The sequence below is a fragment of the Pedobacter sp. genome (genome assembly GCF_965279535.1).
Classification (GTDB): Bacteria; Bacteroidota; Bacteroidia; order Sphingobacteriales; family Sphingobacteriaceae; genus Pedobacter.
Window position 1 is genome coordinate 1,606,670 of the sequence record NZ_OZ257244.1, and the last position, 17,724, is coordinate 1,624,393.

General features: G+C 42.0%; 16 protein-coding genes. 11 read left to right on the forward strand and 5 right to left on the reverse strand.

The window, feature by feature from the left end; translation table 11 throughout:
* Window positions 1–21 precede the first annotated feature (21 nt).
* Genes ACQY77_RS06325 through ACQY77_RS06335 form a run of 3 tightly spaced genes read left to right on the forward strand, consistent with a single transcriptional unit; the run spans window position 22 to window position 3,294 of the window.
* Window positions 22–1,341: a Gfo/Idh/MocA family oxidoreductase gene (locus ACQY77_RS06325; protein ID WP_421938827.1), complete on the forward strand. Its 1,320-nt coding sequence runs from the start codon at window positions 22–24 to the stop codon at window positions 1,339–1,341.
* 7 nt (window positions 1,342–1,348) lie between these two features.
* Window positions 1,349–2,368 (forward strand): FAD:protein FMN transferase, encoded by a 1,020-nt coding sequence (locus tag ACQY77_RS06330; RefSeq protein WP_421938826.1) that lies wholly within the window; start codon window positions 1,349–1,351, stop codon window positions 2,366–2,368.
* Window positions 2,368–3,294 (forward strand): hydroxypyruvate isomerase family protein, encoded by a 927-nt coding sequence (locus ACQY77_RS06335; RefSeq protein ID WP_421938825.1) that lies wholly within the window; start codon window positions 2,368–2,370, stop codon window positions 3,292–3,294. Before ACQY77_RS06330 ends, ACQY77_RS06335 begins: the two co-directional genes overlap by 1 nt.
* 94 nt (window positions 3,295–3,388) lie before the next feature.
* Here the strand turns inward: ACQY77_RS06335 and ACQY77_RS06340 are convergent, their stop codons facing one another.
* On the reverse strand, window positions 3,389–4,873 hold the full coding sequence (locus ACQY77_RS06340; RefSeq protein WP_421938824.1) for an alpha-amylase: 1,485 nt from the start codon (window positions 4,871–4,873) through the stop codon (window positions 3,389–3,391).
* A 128-nt stretch (window positions 4,874–5,001) separates the two neighbouring features.
* Here ACQY77_RS06340 and ACQY77_RS06345 point away from each other — a divergent pair, with 128 nt between their 5' ends.
* Both ACQY77_RS06345 and ACQY77_RS06350 read left to right on the forward strand, forming a co-directional pair.
* Window positions 5,002–5,523: an acyl-CoA thioesterase gene (locus ACQY77_RS06345; protein ID WP_421938823.1), complete on the forward strand. Its 522-nt coding sequence runs from the start codon at window positions 5,002–5,004 to the stop codon at window positions 5,521–5,523.
* A 69-nt stretch (window positions 5,524–5,592) separates the two neighbouring features.
* Window positions 5,593–6,780 carry a sodium:proton antiporter gene (locus tag ACQY77_RS06350; RefSeq protein ID WP_421938822.1) on the forward strand — a complete coding sequence of 396 codons (1,188 nt, stop codon included), beginning with the start codon at window positions 5,593–5,595 and terminating at the stop codon, window positions 6,778–6,780.
* Here the strand turns inward: ACQY77_RS06350 and ACQY77_RS06355 are convergent.
* From ACQY77_RS06355 to ACQY77_RS06365, 3 genes are all read right to left on the reverse strand, one after another.
* Window positions 6,770–7,327 carry a hypothetical protein gene (locus tag ACQY77_RS06355; RefSeq protein WP_421938821.1) on the reverse strand — a complete coding sequence of 186 codons (558 nt, stop codon included), beginning with the start codon at window positions 7,325–7,327 and terminating at the stop codon, window positions 6,770–6,772. The genes ACQY77_RS06350 and ACQY77_RS06355 overlap by 11 nt on opposite strands.
* A gap of 87 nt (window positions 7,328–7,414) precedes the next feature.
* Window positions 7,415–7,828: an EVE domain-containing protein gene (locus tag ACQY77_RS06360; RefSeq protein WP_421938820.1), complete on the reverse strand. Its 414-nt coding sequence runs from the start codon at window positions 7,826–7,828 to the stop codon at window positions 7,415–7,417.
* Between the two features lie 129 nt (window positions 7,829–7,957).
* Entirely contained in the window at window positions 7,958–8,350 is a 393-nt protein-coding gene (locus tag ACQY77_RS06365) for a winged helix-turn-helix transcriptional regulator (RefSeq protein WP_421938819.1), read from the reverse strand.
* A 124-nt stretch (window positions 8,351–8,474) separates the two neighbouring features.
* Between ACQY77_RS06365 and ACQY77_RS06370 the strand changes: the two genes are divergently transcribed.
* Both ACQY77_RS06370 and ACQY77_RS06375 read left to right on the forward strand, forming a co-directional pair.
* Window positions 8,475–9,269, forward strand: coding sequence for an SDR family oxidoreductase (locus ACQY77_RS06370; RefSeq protein WP_421938818.1), 795 nt, complete (start codon window positions 8,475–8,477; stop codon window positions 9,267–9,269).
* 19 nt (window positions 9,270–9,288) lie between these two features.
* Complete coding sequence (locus ACQY77_RS06375) at window positions 9,289–9,612, forward strand: nuclear transport factor 2 family protein (protein ID WP_421938817.1); 324 nt, start codon at window positions 9,289–9,291, stop codon at window positions 9,610–9,612.
* A gap of 314 nt (window positions 9,613–9,926) precedes the next feature.
* On the opposite strand, the gene ACQY77_RS06380 is transcribed toward ACQY77_RS06375, so the two are convergent.
* Window positions 9,927–12,365, reverse strand: a complete 2,439-nt coding sequence (locus ACQY77_RS06380) for a DUF4982 domain-containing protein (RefSeq protein ID WP_421938816.1) — start codon at window positions 12,363–12,365, stop codon at window positions 9,927–9,929.
* Window positions 12,366–12,659: 294 nt separating this feature from the next.
* Here ACQY77_RS06380 and ACQY77_RS06385 point away from each other — a divergent pair, with 294 nt between their 5' ends.
* The 4 genes from ACQY77_RS06385 (at window position 12,660) to ACQY77_RS06400 (ending at window position 17,723) form a co-directional block, all read left to right on the forward strand.
* Complete coding sequence (locus ACQY77_RS06385) at window positions 12,660–12,968, forward strand: hypothetical protein (RefSeq protein ID WP_421938815.1); 309 nt, start codon at window positions 12,660–12,662, stop codon at window positions 12,966–12,968.
* Window positions 12,969–13,063: 95 nt separating this feature from the next.
* On the forward strand, window positions 13,064–13,759 hold the full coding sequence (locus ACQY77_RS06390; protein ID WP_421938814.1) for an ABC transporter ATP-binding protein: 696 nt from the start codon (window positions 13,064–13,066) through the stop codon (window positions 13,757–13,759).
* 11 nt (window positions 13,760–13,770) lie between these two features.
* A complete protein-coding gene (locus ACQY77_RS06395; protein ID WP_421938813.1) occupies window positions 13,771–16,278 on the forward strand; it encodes a TonB-dependent siderophore receptor in 2,508 nt (835 codons plus the stop codon).
* The gene (locus ACQY77_RS06400) at window positions 16,275–17,723 is read left to right on the forward strand and encodes an ABC transporter permease (RefSeq protein ID WP_421938812.1); all 1,449 of its coding nucleotides are present in this window, start codon (window positions 16,275–16,277) and stop codon (window positions 17,721–17,723) included. The genes ACQY77_RS06395 and ACQY77_RS06400 overlap by 4 nt, the downstream gene beginning before the upstream one ends.
* Window position 17,724 lies beyond the last annotated feature (1 nt).

A 17,724-nucleotide genomic window follows, 5' to 3' on the forward strand; every position in this document is an offset into this window, starting at 1 on the left:
CCTAATCAAACTAATCCACAAATGAAAAAAGAACCTATTACCCAACAAAGAAGAGATTTTCTAAAAACTTCTGCCCTACTGGCTGGTGGAGCATTATTGAGCAGCATTCCATTGGCAGGTGCTTATGCATCGGGAAGCGATACCATTAAAATTGCTTTGGTTGGCTGTGGCGACCGCGGAACAGGTGCTGCTGTACAGGCTTTAAGCACTAAATTTAACCTCAAACTAGTTGCTATGGCAGATGCTTTCGAAGATCGTTTGCAAAGCAGCTATACCAATTTAAAAGAAAAATTCACTGATAAAGTAGATGTACCCAAAGACCGACAGTTTGTAGGTTTTGAAGGTTACCTTAAAGCCATTGCCCTGGCAGATGTGGTATTATTGGCTACGCCTCCAGGATTCAGGCCGATGCACTTTGAAGAAGCCATTAAGCAAGGTAAACATGTGTTTATGGAGAAACCTGTAGCAGTTGATGCGGCAGGGATCAGAAAAGTAATGGCTGCAGCCGAAGAAGCTAAAAAGAAAAAACTGAATGTGGTAGTAGGTCTTCAAAGAAGATATCAAACCAATTATCGCGAAGCTATTAAACGTATACAGGATGGCGCTATTGGCGACATCGTTTCTGGCCAGGTATTCTGGAACAGTGGTGGTGTTTGGGTGCGCCCACGTGTTGCTGGCCAAACCGAAATGGAATACCAAATGAGAAACTGGTATTACTTTAACTGGCTTTGTGGCGATCATATAGTAGAGCAACATGTTCACAACATAGATATTGCCAATTGGGTTAAAGGCGATCATCCGGTTTCCATTCAGGGAACGGGTAGCCGCGCATGGAGAACCGGAAAAGATTATGGGGAAATTTATGATAACCATGCCGTAGAGCTCACCTATAAAGATGGATCTGTAGTTTACAGCCAATGCCGCCACTTTGAAGGGATCAGCAACCGGGTGGATGAGACTTTCCAGGGCACTAAAGGTAAAGTATATTTATCTGGCGGAAACCAGGCTGTTTTGTGGGATGCCAAAGGAAATGAAATCTATAAACACAACACTAAAGGGAATGCAAACCCTTACCAAACAGAACATGATGAGTTATTTGAAGCCATTTCAAATGGTCAATATAAATTCGCCAATGCCGATTACGCTGCAACCAGTACATTAACCAGTATTATTGGCCGTTTAGCCACTTACTCGGGCAAGGTAATTAAGTGGGATGAGGCTTTGGCATCTGATGAGATATTAATGCCTGATCGTTTGGCCTGGGATGCTACGCCTAAGGTACTGCCTGATGCAAATGGCATATATCCTTATGCAATGCCAGGAAAAACGAAAGTAATCTAAATTTAAGATGTATATCCGTTACCTGATTCTGTGTATACCCTTTCTAACGGCTTTTTTTCTGAAAGGGGAACTGAAGCCTTATAAAATTTCAGGGTATGCACAGGGTACGGATTATGCCATTACTTATTATGCTACAGATAGCATCGTAACGCAGAAAGGGATTGATAGCCTGCTCCGTGTAATTGATGAATCGATGTCTCTTTATAAAAAAGAATCGTTGATTAGTAAATTTAACAAGTCAGACAGCGGCATTGAGGTAGACCCCCTCATGCTGGCGGTGCTCAAAAGAAGTTTTGAGATCAACCGCGATACCAGAGGGATCTTTGACATCACCGTTGCTCCACTGGTTCAGGCCTGGGGCTTTGGACCAAAACAACAAAAAGGAACGCCAGATAGTGCTGCCATTCGGCAGATCTTAGGGTGCGTGGGCATGCAACGCCTGCGATTAAAACAAAACTTTCTGGCTAAGGAACAAGCTTGCATTCAGATTGATCTTAATGGTATAGCACAAGGGTACAGCGTAGACTTAATTGCTCAATATCTGGAACAAATGGGCGCCAAATGTTACCTTGCCGAGCTTGGTGGAGAGATCCGGATTTCGGGTCGAAAACCCAATGGCAGCCTCATGAAAATCGGCATTGAGGGGCCAGATGAAAATGGCATTCCCGGTATCCGGCATATTGCCGGGTTGGAACATGGCTCCATTACCACTTCTGGTAACTACCGGAAATTTCATCAGAACGGAAGTAAAAAAATCACCCACCTCATTAATCCTAAAACAGGCTATCCTTTAGACAATGAAATGATCAGTGTAACCGTTTACGCTAAAGATGCCATAACCGCCGATGGTTATGACAATGCTTTAATGGCCATGCCTTTAAAAGAGGCTTTGGCCTTTGTAGCCAAAAGAAAAGATTTAGAAGCCTACTTTGTATATCACCAAAAAGATGGCTCCGTGGCCGACACCCTTACTTTGGGATTTAAAAAATTATTAACCGACAGTACTAAACCCACCAATACGCTGTAATGAAAAGAAGTGAATTTATTAAAAATAGCCTGCTTACTGCTGGCGCAATAACTGCCGGAACAGGCATTACAAGTGCTTTTGCAGCAGATAAAGCTACTCCTCTTGCTGCAGATAGAACTTTTAATATGGACTATGCCCCACACCAGGGCATGTTTGAAAGTCATGCAGGCAAAAGTTTCCTGGACCAGATCCAATTTATGTATGATAAAGGGTTTCGTTCTATTGAAGACAATGGTTACCTAAACCGCCCGGTTGAGGAGCAGGAGAAAATTGGTAAACTTTTGGCCAAACTGGGCATGCGTATGGGGGTTTTTGTAGTAGATGGTGGGGATAACTGGAAAACTTCTTTAACCACTGGGAAAAAAGAGTTCAAAGATAAATTTGTAGAAACCTGCAAAAAATCTGTTGAGGCCGCCAAACGCTGTAATGCCAGGTGGCTCACCGTTGTACCTGGTTTTTACGAGCGAAACTTACCTTATGGTAACCAGTTTGCCAATGTAATCGACGCCATGCGAGCGGGCGCAGAGATATTTGAACCCCATGGGCTGATTATGGTATTGGAAACCCTTAGCGATACCCCAGAATTGTTTTTGCAAAAAACAAATGAAACCTATGCGGTATGCAAGGCGGTACAAAGTCCTTCCTGTAAAATTCTGTATGACATTTACCACATGCAACGCACAGAGGGCGATTTGATCAAAACCATCGATCGTTGCTGGGATGAGATCGCTTATGTTCAAATTGGTGATAACCCGGGCAGGAAAGAACCTGGAACAGGCGAAATTAACTATAAAAACCTTTTTAAACACTTGCACAAAAAAGGTTACAAAGGGGTGATGGGCATGGAACACGGCAATTCAAAACCCGGTAAAGAAGGTGAATTGGCCTTGATTTCCGCTTATCGCGAAGCCGATAGCTTTTTGTAGTACAAAAAATTATACAAACGAAGTTTACCGGGACCATTTCCGGTTAACTTCGTTTGTATATAACCATTGCCGGCGCTTTCGAAACTTCGCAATATTAGGTGGTTTGAACCCAAACCGAAACGCTTTTGGCGTGGCAGTGAAATTCGGCAAAACCCTCCTCATCTATTACAATTCCTTCTTCATGTTTTCCCAGCGCATCGATAAAGGTTTTACCGGCAAAATGCTTACCGATCTCCATTGTTTTCCAACCTTCTTCTCCTGTGCTTAGCAATACAGCCAGCCCGCTATCAGGATGTTCCTCATCCCCTGCCCTTGTCCAGCCTACACAGTTTCCATGGTCGAAATAATCGCGCTGTTCTCCATAAGCCAGATGGGTCCTGATTTTGCTCATGGTTTCCAATTCGGGTAAAATGGCCAGCTGAATATGAAAGTCCTCTCCTTCTTTCTGATCATCGTAAATACCACCGTAGAGATCAGGAAAAAATAAACAGGGAATGCCCTGCATCCGCAACAATATAATGGCATATGCCATAGGCCTGAACCAAAACTCAACATAAGATTCCAGTGCTTGTAAGGGCTGAGAATCGTGGTTATCTACAAAGGTGACAGCAAGTTCGGGGTTTATCTGCAACAGGGTATTGTCGAAGATTGTCCGCATATCAAAATTGTTTTCTTCTTTACTGGCCAGGAAAAAATTATGGTGAAGGAGTGAATCAAAAATTTGAGTTTTCCCAGCTGTTATCTGAATATATTCTTCCTGTTCGGCGGTATTTACCACGTCCCAATTCTCAGCCACAATAAAAAAATTTCGGTTGAACTTCTGGTTTAAATGATCTATCCATTCGACAATAAAATGTGGATTGATGTGTTTTACGGCATCCAATCTAAATCCGTCTACTTTGGTCTGCTCTACCACCCATTCGCCCCAGTACTTAAGTTCATCTACAACGGCCTGATTACGAAAATCGATGTCGTTGAACATCAGGTAATCATAATTTCCAAACTCGGTAGAAGGTACATCCTCGAAGCCTTCACCTGCAGAATTCTGAATTGAATATATAGCTGTTTCTTTCAGGTCTTCGGCCCAATCTACACCACTAAAGCACTGTTGATCCCAAATAAACCCGGAGTAAGCTCCATCTCTGCCCGGAAAAGTAAACCGGGTCCATGCGTCTATTTCAAATACATCGCTGGTAAATTCATTTCGATTTTCCTCATTTACAGTCCTCACCGGAATTCGCTCCAGCTCATCTCCACCAGCTTTGTGGTTGAAGACCACATCGGCTAAAACCGATATTCCTTGCTCATGGAGTGCATCGATTGCTGTTATATATTCTGCCTTGCTACCATACCGGGTGTTTACGCTACCCTTTTGATCAAATTCTCCAAGGTCAAACAAATCGTATACATCATAGCCCACAGAATATCCTCCTGTGCTGGCTTTGTATGCGGGCGGGAGCCAAACAGCTGTTACGCCAATTTCCTTTAAATGAGCTGCATCAGCAGCTACCTTATTCCACAAATTTTGTTCCTCGTTATAATACCAATGGAAATATTGGATAATGGTTTGGTTTTGCATTCATTTATTTTTTATGCTAACATAACATCCTTTTTAAAGAATTGTTCAGGCCCCGGGCTAAAAATAAATCATGGAGTGTTGAGGATAGTGCATTTATAGCCCAAATTTGCTTACTTTTGCGCCTAGTTATGAGTTTGAAAAAGAAATTTGCGAAAGAGAGTTTTACAATTATGAATGAGTTGGTGCTTCCCAATGACACCAATACTTTGAATAATCTGATGGGTGGACGTTTGCTTCACTGGATGGATATTGCTGCCGCAATTTCTGCCCAAAAACATTGTAACCGCATCGTTGTAACAGCTTCAGTAGATAATGTTTCTTTCAAACAACCCATTAAACTGGGCGATGTAATTACCATTGAAGCAAAGGTTACCAGGGCTTTTAACACCTCTGTAGAAGTCCGTTTAGATGTATGGTCGGAAAATATTCCAAGTGGCTCCCGCCAGAAAAGTAATGAGGCTTATTACACTTTTGTTGCAGTAGATCAGAGTGCCAGAACCATTCCTGTTCCTGAGCTCATCCCTGAAACGCCAGAGGAAGTTGAACTGTTTGAAGGTGCATTAAGAAGACGACAATTAAGATTGGTTTTGGGCGGAAAAATGCATCCTGATGAAGCCCTTGAACTCAAGGCCTTATTTTCTAAATCATAATTTTTACAGAAAAGTACTGCAAGCTTATTTTGTTTCTGCTATTTTAGCCATCAGACTAAAATAAAAAGCATGACAACCTACACCATTCTCATTATTTTAAGTGGATTAGTAATTTTTTCTTATCTGTTTGACTTAGTGGCGAGTAAAACCAAAATACCATCGGTTTTATTGCTGTTGATGTTGGGTATTGGTTTGCGTTTTTTAGTCGATTACCTTAAGATACACACCTATAACTTCTTAACCATACTACCTACTTTGGGTACCGTGGGGTTAATTTTAATCGTTTTTGAAGGTTCTCTGGAACTTAAATACGATAAGAATAAAAACAAAATTATTAAAAGTGCTTTCTTATCGGCGTTATCTATTCTGCTGCTGAGCATCGCAGTGATTACGTTTATTATCTATCAGATTACACAGGAAGATTTTTATACTTGCATGGCCAATGCTGTACCTTTTAGCGTAATCAGTTCGGCCATTGCCATCCCATCTGCCGCCGCTTTAAATGGAAAAGATAAAGAGTTTGTGATTTATGAATCGTCTTTTTCTGACATTCTTGGCGTAATCGTTTTCAATTTTGTAGTCAGCAATGCTTCGGTTTCCGCTTATTCTTTTGTGAGCCTTGGGTTTAGCACTTTTCTGATTGTTCTGCTTTCTGCTGTTGCCTGTATTGTATTGTTATACATTATGGGGCGATTGGTGCATCACATTAAGTTCTTCCTGATCATTGCTATCCTGATCCTGGTTTACGCTATCGGACAGTCTTATCATCTTTCTTCACTGGTGTTAATATTAAGCACTGGTTTATTTCTGAATAATGCTGATACCATCCAAAACGCCTGGTTTAGAGGTTTATTTTTATATAAAAACTTAACGGCAGACCTCTCGCAACTTTATCAGCTATCAGCAGAAAGTGCTTTCATTTTAAGAACTTTCTTCTTTGTAATTTTCGGATTTACCATGAACCTTTCCGAGCTCAACGACCAACCTGTTCTGGCCAACGGATTCTTCATTTTAGCCTCAATCTATGTAATCAGGTTAATCTGTTTAAAAATCTTTAAGAAAGATAGTGCCACTCCTTTCCTTTATATTGCTCCAAGGGGATTAATCAGCATACTATTGTATCTCAATTTACCCGATTCGCTAAAGCTGCCGCAAGTGGGTACATCGTTTCTGTTTTTAGTGGTACTGGGTTCGAGCATCGTTATGACACTTGGTATCACATTGAGCAAGCGCAAAAGGGAAGAAATCAGGGTTTAAAAGAAGTTGATATCGCCTTCATCTTTTTAAGCTCGTTTAAAACATCGGGATGAGTTTGGTAATATATAGAATAATAAGCGAGTTCGCTGAGCTTAGATTTATCTTTGGGCAGATTAAAATTTGCCTGGTTGGGATTAATTTTATGAATAGGCCATAAAAGTGCATTGGCAATCCCAGTACCAATAACAGAAAAAAATGTGGTAGCCAATTCGTCTTCAAACGTAGGTATTTCCTGTCCATTTTTATCGACCATTTTCCCATTCGGATTCATTTTATACTCCTGGGGATCTGATCCAATTTTCACTAAATCAACAGCCTTGTAACCTCTTTTCGGAATACGAATCTGGATACGCTTTATTTCTGCAATGGCAATCTTATTAAAAGTACCCTCATCATTTAAAATAATATGCGTAGAATCTACCTTGTATAAAATCCCTTTTTGCTTATCAGATTGTGTTTTAACAACAGTTAGATATGGTTTTACATGCTGGGCCTTGGCTACACCTATAATCAGGAAGAAGATGAGTATAAAATAGGTTGCTTTCATATTAAGATGCTGTTCGAGGGACTGACTTACTGTGCAAGATCGTTAAAAAAATATTCCTCTGGATAAGGCATAAAAAAAGGCAGTAGATTAACTGCCCATTTCTAAAATTTTATCAAATTCTTCTGCCTTTAAGGGCATTACCGATAAACGCCCCTGGCGAACCAGTGAAATGTCTTTCAAGGTTTCTTCGGCTTTAATTTGCTCTAATGAAACCGGATTTTTAAGCGAATGAACCGGAGATAAATCTACTACAACCCAATTGGTATCATCCGTTGTTGGATCTTGATAGGATTCTTTAACTACTTTAGCTACCCCAACTACATTTTTCCCTTCGTTACTGTGGTAGAAAAGCACTAAATCACCTACTTTCATATCCCTCAGGTTATTCCTTGCCTGATAATTCCGAACGCCATCCCAAAAGGTACGACCATCTTCGTTAAACTTCTCCCAGCTGTATTTAAATGGCTCGCTTTTCACTAACCAGTACTGTGTGTTTTTCATTGTTAAAATTGTATGGTTGCAAAAATAACAATCTCTAACAAACTGGTGGTATATTAATCATAAGGATGTTCAAAAAGAAGTTTGTTGATGGTTTTAATTTTAAAAATCAACATGGGTTTATCCTAAAAATTAATCTCCTTTCAATGATGTTGGAGGCATCGAATTCCCCTGGAATTGTCTGGATATAACTTCTTTAAGCCGGTCCTCGTGCTCGTCTCCCCAAAGTCCGATGGTATGGATTACAGGTATCAAGGTCTTTCCAAAATCAGTTAGATCATATTCCACTTTAGGCGGCATAACCGGATAGATCTTTCTGGTAACCAGTTCATGCTCTTCCAGCTCCTTCAACTGGATATTCAAAACCCGCCTTGATACATCAGGTATCTTACGCTGTAGTTCACTCGGGCGTTTGTGTCCTTCATGGATAAACCATAAAATGCGGAGCTTCCACTTCCCGTAAAGCACCTCACCTACCAGGTCGAGCCCGCAATTCAGGTATGGTATGATCTTTCTTGTATACATCAACACAAATATAGTGCGATGGTTGCCAATGCACAATAGGGATAAATTTCTCCCTATTTGAATCGTAAGCCCGTACTTGTTGGTGCCTGATGTACTACCGAGATTTGTACAAAACAAATACAAAATGGAAAAACAATTTAATTATGGTAACGAGCTGACCGGCAAGGTAGCGCTGGTGACAGGCGGCACCAGGGGGGCAGGAAAAGCCATTGCCGAACGGCTGCATGCAGCTGGAGCAAAGGTGGTGATTACGGCAAGGAATCAACCTGAGCAAAATGAGTTTAACCTTTACTTTATCGCCTCCGATCTGAGTACCCCAGCAGGCATTGAAATATTGGTTAGCCAAGTGATGGAAAAATTTGGAAAGCTGGATATTCTGATCAACAACTTTGGGGGCTCTGAAACGCCTGGTGGCGGCTTTGCTGCGCTCAGTGCGTCAGACTGGGAATCTTCCATCCACACGAACCTGCTGGTTCCGGTTAGCCTGGACAGGGGTTTCCTACCGCAAATGCTTGATAGAAAAAGCGGGGTAATCATCCATATCGCCTCCATTCAGGGCAAACTACCACTGCACGAAGCCACGTTGCCTTATGCCGCAGCAAAAGCTGGCCTGATCAACTACAGTAAGGGGCTATCGAAAGAAGTGGCTTCCCAAGGTGTACGCGTACTTACCGTATCACCAGGCTGGATAATGACCGAAGCATCTGTACGGTTGACCGAACGGATTTCTAAAAGCGCCAACATCACCATAGAGGAGGCAGAAAAAAGCGTGATGAACGCTTTGGGCGGCATACCGATTGGAAGGCCTGCACAACCGCAAGAAGTTGCAGAACTGGTTGGCTTCCTGGTCTCACCAAGGGCTGCCTATCTCACCGGAACAGAGTTTATTATCGATGGCGGAACCATTCCGACTATTTAATCACCTAATATATTGTATCATGAATTTACCTCGAGTAATCACCAGTTTAATAAAAGCGCAAAATGCTCATGACACCCTGGCTTATGCAGAATGTTTTGCAGACACCGCTATTGTTCACGATGAGGGCAAAACCCATCACGGCAAAGTGGAAATCCGGGCTTGGAACCAGCACTCGAACCACGAATATCATACCGTTATGAAGCCATTGGACTACGAACAAACCGAGAGCGGAGATTTACTTACTGCAGAAGTAGCAGGGAATTTTCCGGGTAGCCCGGCTACTTTAAAGTTCCATTTAACACTGGATAATGATTTGATCAGTTCGCTGAAAATCACAGGATAATTTTCGTGATTGTTTCCCCTGCACCATTTCCCTCATAACCATATGGAGAATAAAGAAATGGAATTAAATATCCTAAAAATGCAGGGAAACCTTCGCATTGATGTGAGTGAAACTGATAGCGATGGGTTTGTAAAGGGGCTGTTTCGCATATAGAGCGCGATCGAACTTCGATGTATAAATGATCATAAAAAACCCTGGAATGCCTTTTTCGGCGTTCCAGGGTTTCGTCAAGAAAACTGGTGTTTATTTCAAAAACACTTTTCTTACCGGCTTCTTTTTTACACTAAACACACCTTCCATCCCGCTCTTTCACATTAATTTTCTGGCTTACAAAGCACTTCCAGACTTCCGCCTTTTAATGATTTCCCAGTGACCTTTAACTGCGCTGGTCCACCTTTTTTATCTGCCTGCAGCAGCACCACAAGCTTGCCACTAAACAATTTCATGGTTGGCTTAACAAACGATTCCAGTGAGGTGGCATCGCCATTGCATACAGCTTTAAACTTTCCTGCGCCTTTTACTTCAAAATTGAGTTGGTTATTTGCTGTCGGACAAACATTTCCATTTTTATCGACTACCGATACCGTTACATAAGACAGATCCTTACCATCGGCAGTAATTTCCTTACGGTCTGCGGTTAGCACAATCTGATCAGGTTTCCCCGCAGTAAGCACCTGCTCTTCAGCCACTGGCTTTCCATTACTATCCAAAGCGACCACCTTCAAAGTTCCGGGTTCATATTTTACATCCATCCACATCAGCCTGTAACGATTCTGGGCAGATGATTGATCTTTTTTTCTGATGCCCAAACTCTTACCGTTCAAAAACAGCTCAGCACTTCCATAACTGGTGTATACAAAAACCGGAGTGGTTTGCCCTTCTCTTCCTTCCCAGTTCCAATGCGGAAGAATGTGTAGTGTAGGTTTGTCTTTATTCCAGCGGCTTCTGTACAAGTAATAGCGGTCTTTCGGTAAGCCTGCCAAATCAGAAATTCCAAAATAAGAACTCCTTGATGGCCAGCTGGTATCGTAGGGTGTTGGTTCGCCCAAATAGTCGAAGCCTGTCCAAACAAACTCCCCAATTACCCATGGTTTATCATCCTGCATCACAAAATCATCATCCGGAAGGTTAGACCAGCTGCAATACTCCAAATCATAAGAAGAAGACTGGAAATCGCTGTATTGCTTATCAAATCCCTTCACTACCGGGAATTTATAAATGCCGCGTGAACTAACCGTTGATGCGGTTTCTGAGCCCAGGATAAAGCCCTGAGGAAAGGCTTTAAAGGCATCTCCGTATAAATGTAACCGATAATTTAATCCGGGAACATCAAGCAGGGCACCAAAGCCCGATTGCATGGTTGCTTTAACCTGATCCATACCTACGGTTACCGGGCGGGTTGGATCTTCACGGTGGAAAATTTCCTGGAGCCATTTGGCTCTTTTTACACCTTCGGCCCCAAACTGATCGGGCACTTCATTCCCTGAGCTCCACATCACAATACAAGGGTGGTTTTTAGTTGCACGAACCAGGTTAACAATATCTTTTTCTGCATCGGTATTAAAGTACAAGTGATAACCATTTTCTACCTTGGCTTTTGCCCATTCATCAAAACTTTCGGCCAGGAACATAAAGCCCATTTCGTCGCACAGTTGCAGTTGTTCTGGTGAGGGCATATTGTGCGAACTTCGGATGGCATCGCAACCCATTTCCTTTAAAATAGTCAATTGTCTTTTTAGCGCTGCGATATTAATAGCCGCTCCCAATGGGCCAAGATCATGGTGTAAGCAAACGCCCTTAAATTTCCTCACCTCGCCATTAAGGCTGAAACCCTTACCTGCAAGATAGCTGATGGATCGGACTCCAAACCTGGTTTTAACGACATCCCTTAATACATTACCCTCGTACACACTGGAAACGGAAGTATAGAGGTAAGGACTTTCAGGGCTCCAGAGATTTGGATGGCTAAGCTTAATATTTTGATCGGCCTCATTGCCGAAGATGGTTTTAGCTGTATCTATGGCTACCTGTTTTCCCGATCCATCTAAAATCTGTGTGACCAAACGAACATTTTCACCACTGATTTTGGTTTTGATATTCAGCTTGGCAAATTCTTTGTTCACTACAGGTGTAGTTACCGTAATCCCCCACTGGTCGATACTGTTTTCTTCTTTTATAATGAGATGTACATTTCGGTACAAACCTGCGCCGGGATACCAACGCGAAGATTTCGCCATATTCCTGAGCTGAATAGCCAATTGATTCTGGCCGGGTTTAACCTCATGGCTTAAATCGATATAAAAATAATTATAGCCGTAGTTCCATTGTCCCACCAGTTTTCCATTCAGGTAAACCCGGGGTTCACTCATTGCGCCGTCTATTTGAAGCAAAACTTTCTGGCCCGGCTTAAGTACGGGGATGTTAAGTTTTTTCCTGTACCATCCTTCGCCAATGTAAGGCAATGCGCCAGTTCTACCTGTTTTCTCACTGGGGCGGGTTTCTCCATTTTGTGTAATGGCAGTTACCTGTTTATCTATTTCTTTATCAAATGGTCCACTAATAGCCCAATCGTGAGGAACGCTAACGTTTTCCCAACGGGCATCATTAAACCCAGTTTGGGCAGCATTTGTAAAATTCCCCTTAGAAAATTTCCAGCCTTCATCCAGGAGTACTTCGGTTCGTTGTGCAACGGCATTTAAATAGGTGCAACCGGCAATTAACAAAGTGAGGAACGTTTTTCTTGATCGAAGCATATATTTTGATAATTATTTTAGATAACCAGATTCTATAAAGGGACTGCTACGTGTTTTTTAAGCTATTGTTACGAAAAGGAAGTTCTACTTCTCGGCATGGCTTAAATTTAAATTAATTTTATTGAGCCGATTAATAATATTGATAATAATTGATAAAGCAATTACCAAACGGATTGAAGCAAACATTTTTATTGAAAATTAGCGAAAAACTCCCCTTATAAATGTACCTTTGTTGCATTGAGAAGTAAAAACAATCTATATCGCAAGCCTTTCCTCATCCAAATATGGGCGGTTTTGCTGTTGATATTGTTTTCGAGCGTCCTTCTTTTCGAAAGTTTGCACCATCACGATCAGGATTGTGCTCCTACTGCAAATGGTACGGAAAAAGTGCATTCGGCCTCACAATTAAAGGTTGCCAAAATAAAATGTAGCTTTTGCGAGCTGCTTAAATACCAGTCACATCACTATATTTTACCTTCAAACAGCACATTTATTTTAGGAAATGATGTACCTAAAACCAGCCTTTCCTTTTTTAGCATTAAACATCCGCTAGCCTACATTCTGGCTGCCACCAACAAGGGTCCGCCCATTATTTCAGCTTAAATTCCAAAAGGAAACTTCTATATAGCGATTTATTAAAACGCTGTTTATTGCATGGACATGTCCACGCTTACATCTTTTTACTTTTTATTTTTTTTATGCTTCAAGCTATTTCACTATCCAAAAATTATGGATCGTATCAGGCGTTAAAGCAGTTAAACCTTACTGTAAATGCAGGAGAAGTTTACTGTTTGCTTGGCCAAAACGGTGCCGGAAAAACGACAACAATTAATCTCTTTCTGGGTTTTATATCCCCAAGCGAAGGAAAAATCCTCATCAATAACGAAGAAGTTTCTGCAGCTGATGACTTACGCAGACAGCATCTCGCTTATATCCCGGAGGTGGTTATGCTTTATGGAAACCTTACTGCCATTGAAAACTTAAACTACTTTTCCAGGTTGGCCGGTTTTAGCTACAGCGAAGACAAGCTAATCGATTTCCTTAATGCTTGTGGATTACAATCTTCCGCACACCACAAGCCTCTTGCTGGTTTTAGTAAGGGCATGCGCCAAAAGGTTGGGATCGCCATTGCAGTGGCCAAGGATGCCAAAATTATATTGATGGATGAACCCACAAGCGGACTAGACCCTAAGGCTACTGCAGAGTTTACCGAACTGGTGAAAAAACTGGCCGAAGCAGGCAGGTCTATCCTCATGGCTACGCACGATATCTTTAATGCCGTGAGTTTAGGTACCCATATTGGTATTATGAAGCAAGGAACATTAATCCACACGGTTAAAGCAAGTGAAATTTCTGCTACAGATCTTCAGGAGCTTTACTTACAAACCATTTAACTCGAGCACTAATGTATCATCTATATATATCCCGTATCGTAATGCGGGCCGGTTTTCTGTTTTTGCTGCTCTCCTTCTTCAGTGCTGTTGCCGTAGCACAGGTAAGTGTAAAGGGAAAGGTAACCGATAAAGCGGGTAATGCGATTCAAAAAGCAACCATCAGATTCAAAAATGGAAAGGATTTGCTTCACACCAGCAGTGACACTTCGGGAAAATTCACAATATTACTTTCCAAATCCGGCACTTACCACATTACCCTATCAGCAATCGGATTCGGCACTATTTCTGAATCTCATGTCATTCGCGAAAGCGGAGATCAGGCTTTAAATACCTTTGTGATGCCCGTTTCCAGCGAAGAACTTCAAACGGTAGAGATTGTGGGTACCAACGGAAAAAAGTACTATGGAAACTATTCTTTCTCGGCCACGAAAACAGCTTCATTAAACAAGGATATACCACAGGCTATTGCTTCCATATCTAAAGAATTAATTGCCGACAGGCAGGCAGCAGTATTAGCCGACGCCATAAAAAATGTCACCAGCGTATCTCAGAGTAGCTTTTATAACCAATTTGCCATCAGGGGGATCAATCAGAATGAAGAGGGTGTGATTATTAATGGTATGCGTACCCGTCAGTATTATTTTAACCAACCCTTAACCAGTAACCTGGAGCGTATTGAAGTAATAAAAGGCCCTGCAAGTGCAACCTTCTCGAGCGTCGATCCGGGAGGAAGCATCAACCTGGTTACTAAAAAGCCCCTTGCCCAAGACCGAAAGGAAATCAGCCTGTCTGGAGGGAGTTTCAGCACTGTGCGTGGTGCACTGGATTTTACAGGCCCACTGAACGCGGATAAAACCCTCCTTTACCGACTTAACCTGGGCTATGAAGACAGCAAAAGTTTCAGAGATCTGCAGTACAGAAAAGGATACATCATTGCACCTTCCTTTTCTTATATCCCAAATGAGCGCACTAGTCTAAACGTGGAAGCGATAATAAACAACAGCAACTCCAGATTAGATAGAGGCCAGGCCATATTTGGTGCAGTTGCAGGCCAAACAGACCTAAACAGCACCCCTATTAGTTTCAATATGGGGGCCAGCAACGACAGGTTTAATTCACAAGACCTGATGTTGATGGCTAATCTGGCGCATAAAATCACTCAAAACATATCTTTCAATGTTGCTTACATGAAACAAAACTGGACTGAAGACCTTCTGGAGCATCGTACCAACAACGCCTTTGCTGTAGACGAAAATAATCAGCCCATACGGACATTGGCCGGTATGATTGCCGTTCAGCGCCAACAGAAATTCAGTACCGATAACCTCAGTACCTATTTAAGCATTAATACCCGTACAAGTGTGCTGGAACATAAGATTGTGCTGGGTTACGACCGCATTTCAACCCAGAAACTTCGGGGAGGCGGGATAAACACTGCCCAGGGGTATCGTTTAAAAGATGGAACAGTGGTTGCCAGATATGATGCGACTAAAAAAGATCTCTACCAAATGACAACCGTTAATGGGGTAAGCGCCCCTGTACCTAATGTTGAGCATTTTAACCTTTCTAACCCTGTTTATACTTTAAAAAATCTAAATGATTACGTATTTACCAAAGTGGAGATATTACCTGCTTACAATCTGGTAAATGGAATATATCTGCAAGACCAGATCAAATACGACAAGGTTACACTTACCCTGGGTATCAGACAAGAGTGGTACGAAGATTATAGTAATTATAAGCTCGCTACTCAAAAGAAAATATACCAGCATAAACTTTTGCCAAGAATTGGAGTTACCTATGAAGTAACGGGCAATATTAATGTCTACGGCACTTATCTTCAAGGATATCAGCCACAGGGAAATACTTCAAGTCTGGTGATCGTTCCTCCACCCGCAGGTACAAATTTTAAACCTTTGGAGAGTAATCTGAAAGAAATAGGTGCTAAGTCTGAATGGCTTGATGGCAGCCTCATGGTGAATCTATCTTTATTTGAAATTAACCAGAAAAACCTTTTGATGAATGCCAACGATCCTTTGGATGTGAACCGTTTGATTGAACGTGGTTCGCAGCGCAGCAGAGGAATCGAGGTGGAATCATCGGGCTTTATCAGACCAAACTGGCAGTTTAATGTGGGGTATAGTTACGTTAAAGCCATAGTTACCAATGATTTTAATCCTGCGGTAATTGGTAGCAGGGTACAGAATACCCCCGAACACAGTGCCAGCTTATGGACACGTTACAACCTCGGGTCTAAAAAACTCAACGGATTTGGTATTGGTGCAGGCGCTCAGTTTAGCGGGAACAAACTCCCTTTGTACATCAGAGACTTTCTCCTGCCGGGTTATACCATATTAGATGCGGCCCTGTACTATGCACCATCATCGTCAAAAGTTCAGCTCTCTATGAATATCAACAATATCTTAAACAAAACCTATTGGGTTGGTGCACAGAATTACCTGCGTCTTTTTCCTGGTACGCCACGAAATGTAATGTTTAATGTAACCTATCGCATATGAAATCGGGAATTATTTTTACCATAGCAAAGCATACTTACAAAACGGCATTCGGCAACCGGGCAACATTCGCGTTAACACTACTGTTAGGTACTGCACTCTGTTTGGCCACCTATATTGGCTGGCAAAATTTTAAGGAACAAAACAACCAGCGTTTGCATTATAAGGAGTTGGTTAGGAAACAATGGCTGGCTAAACCAGATAAGCATCCTCACCGAATGGCACACTATGGATACCTTGCCTTCCGTGAAAAGCACGAGCTGAGCTTTTTTGACTTTGGCATTGAAAGTTTTGCCGGGGTTTCGATCTTTCTGGAGGCACACAAACAAAACACGGTTAATTTCAGTGAAGCAGGATTTTCCAATGGAATGCTTCGCTTCGGCGAAATCAGCATAGCTATGGTATTGCAGCTACTGGTACCCCTGCTGATCATCTTTCTGGGCTACGATTGTATATCTGCCGAAAGAGAATCGGGAACACTCAAAATTCTACTGTGCCAGAACGTGAGCTGGAAGAAACTATTATGGGGGAAAACATGGGGCATCATTGGTGTTGCACTCACCATTTTTATCCCCTTAATCCTGCTCACCATTCTGTTGTGGGCACAGCTTAGCGACTGGGAAATTGGAAGCGATGCTACTTTGCGTTTAATTACCCTTATCATCAGCTATTCGATTTATTTCTTTATCGTTTCGGCCATTACTGTGCTGGTATCTGCTTTTCAGCGCAGTTCCAAGATAGCCCTGACTGCTCTATTATCGGGATGGATACTTTTTACCATTCTCATCCCTCGTGTATCACAGGCTATTGGCACTAAAATTTACCCTTCACCATCCAAAATAGAATTTGCAGATGCAATATCCGATGATGTTAAAAAACAGGGCGACAGTCATGACCCCAATGATCTGCATTATGCTGCCATTAAAGATTCACTGCTCCACAAATATGGAGTAGATGATGTTAAGAAGCTTCCATTTAATTATGGGGGGTACATTATGGCTGAGGGTGAAAAGATCACCTCTATGATTTACAGCAAGCACCAACAGGCACTAAACAAAACCTTTGAGCAACAGAATAGCGTAATGGGCATGGCAGGACTATTAAACCCCTACCTGGCGCTGAAACAGATTTCTATGGCCTTAACCGCCTCTGATTTCAACACCTACATCAATTTCCAGAAGCAGGCCGAAAATTATCGATATGGACTGGCTCAGAAGATGAACAAACTACAGATTGATAAGATCAGTAATATCGCCCCCGGGGAAGATGAAAAACCCCTAGCCATTAATCGTGCTTACTGGGCAGAACAACCCGATTTCAACTACCAATTTGATAGTCTGGGCCAGGTAATACCAAAAGAGCTCATGTCTTTGCTATCTATTTTTATCTGGTTAATGGCCAGTATACTTCTACTTCAATATTCATCAAGGTGGATTAAAACTATATAAC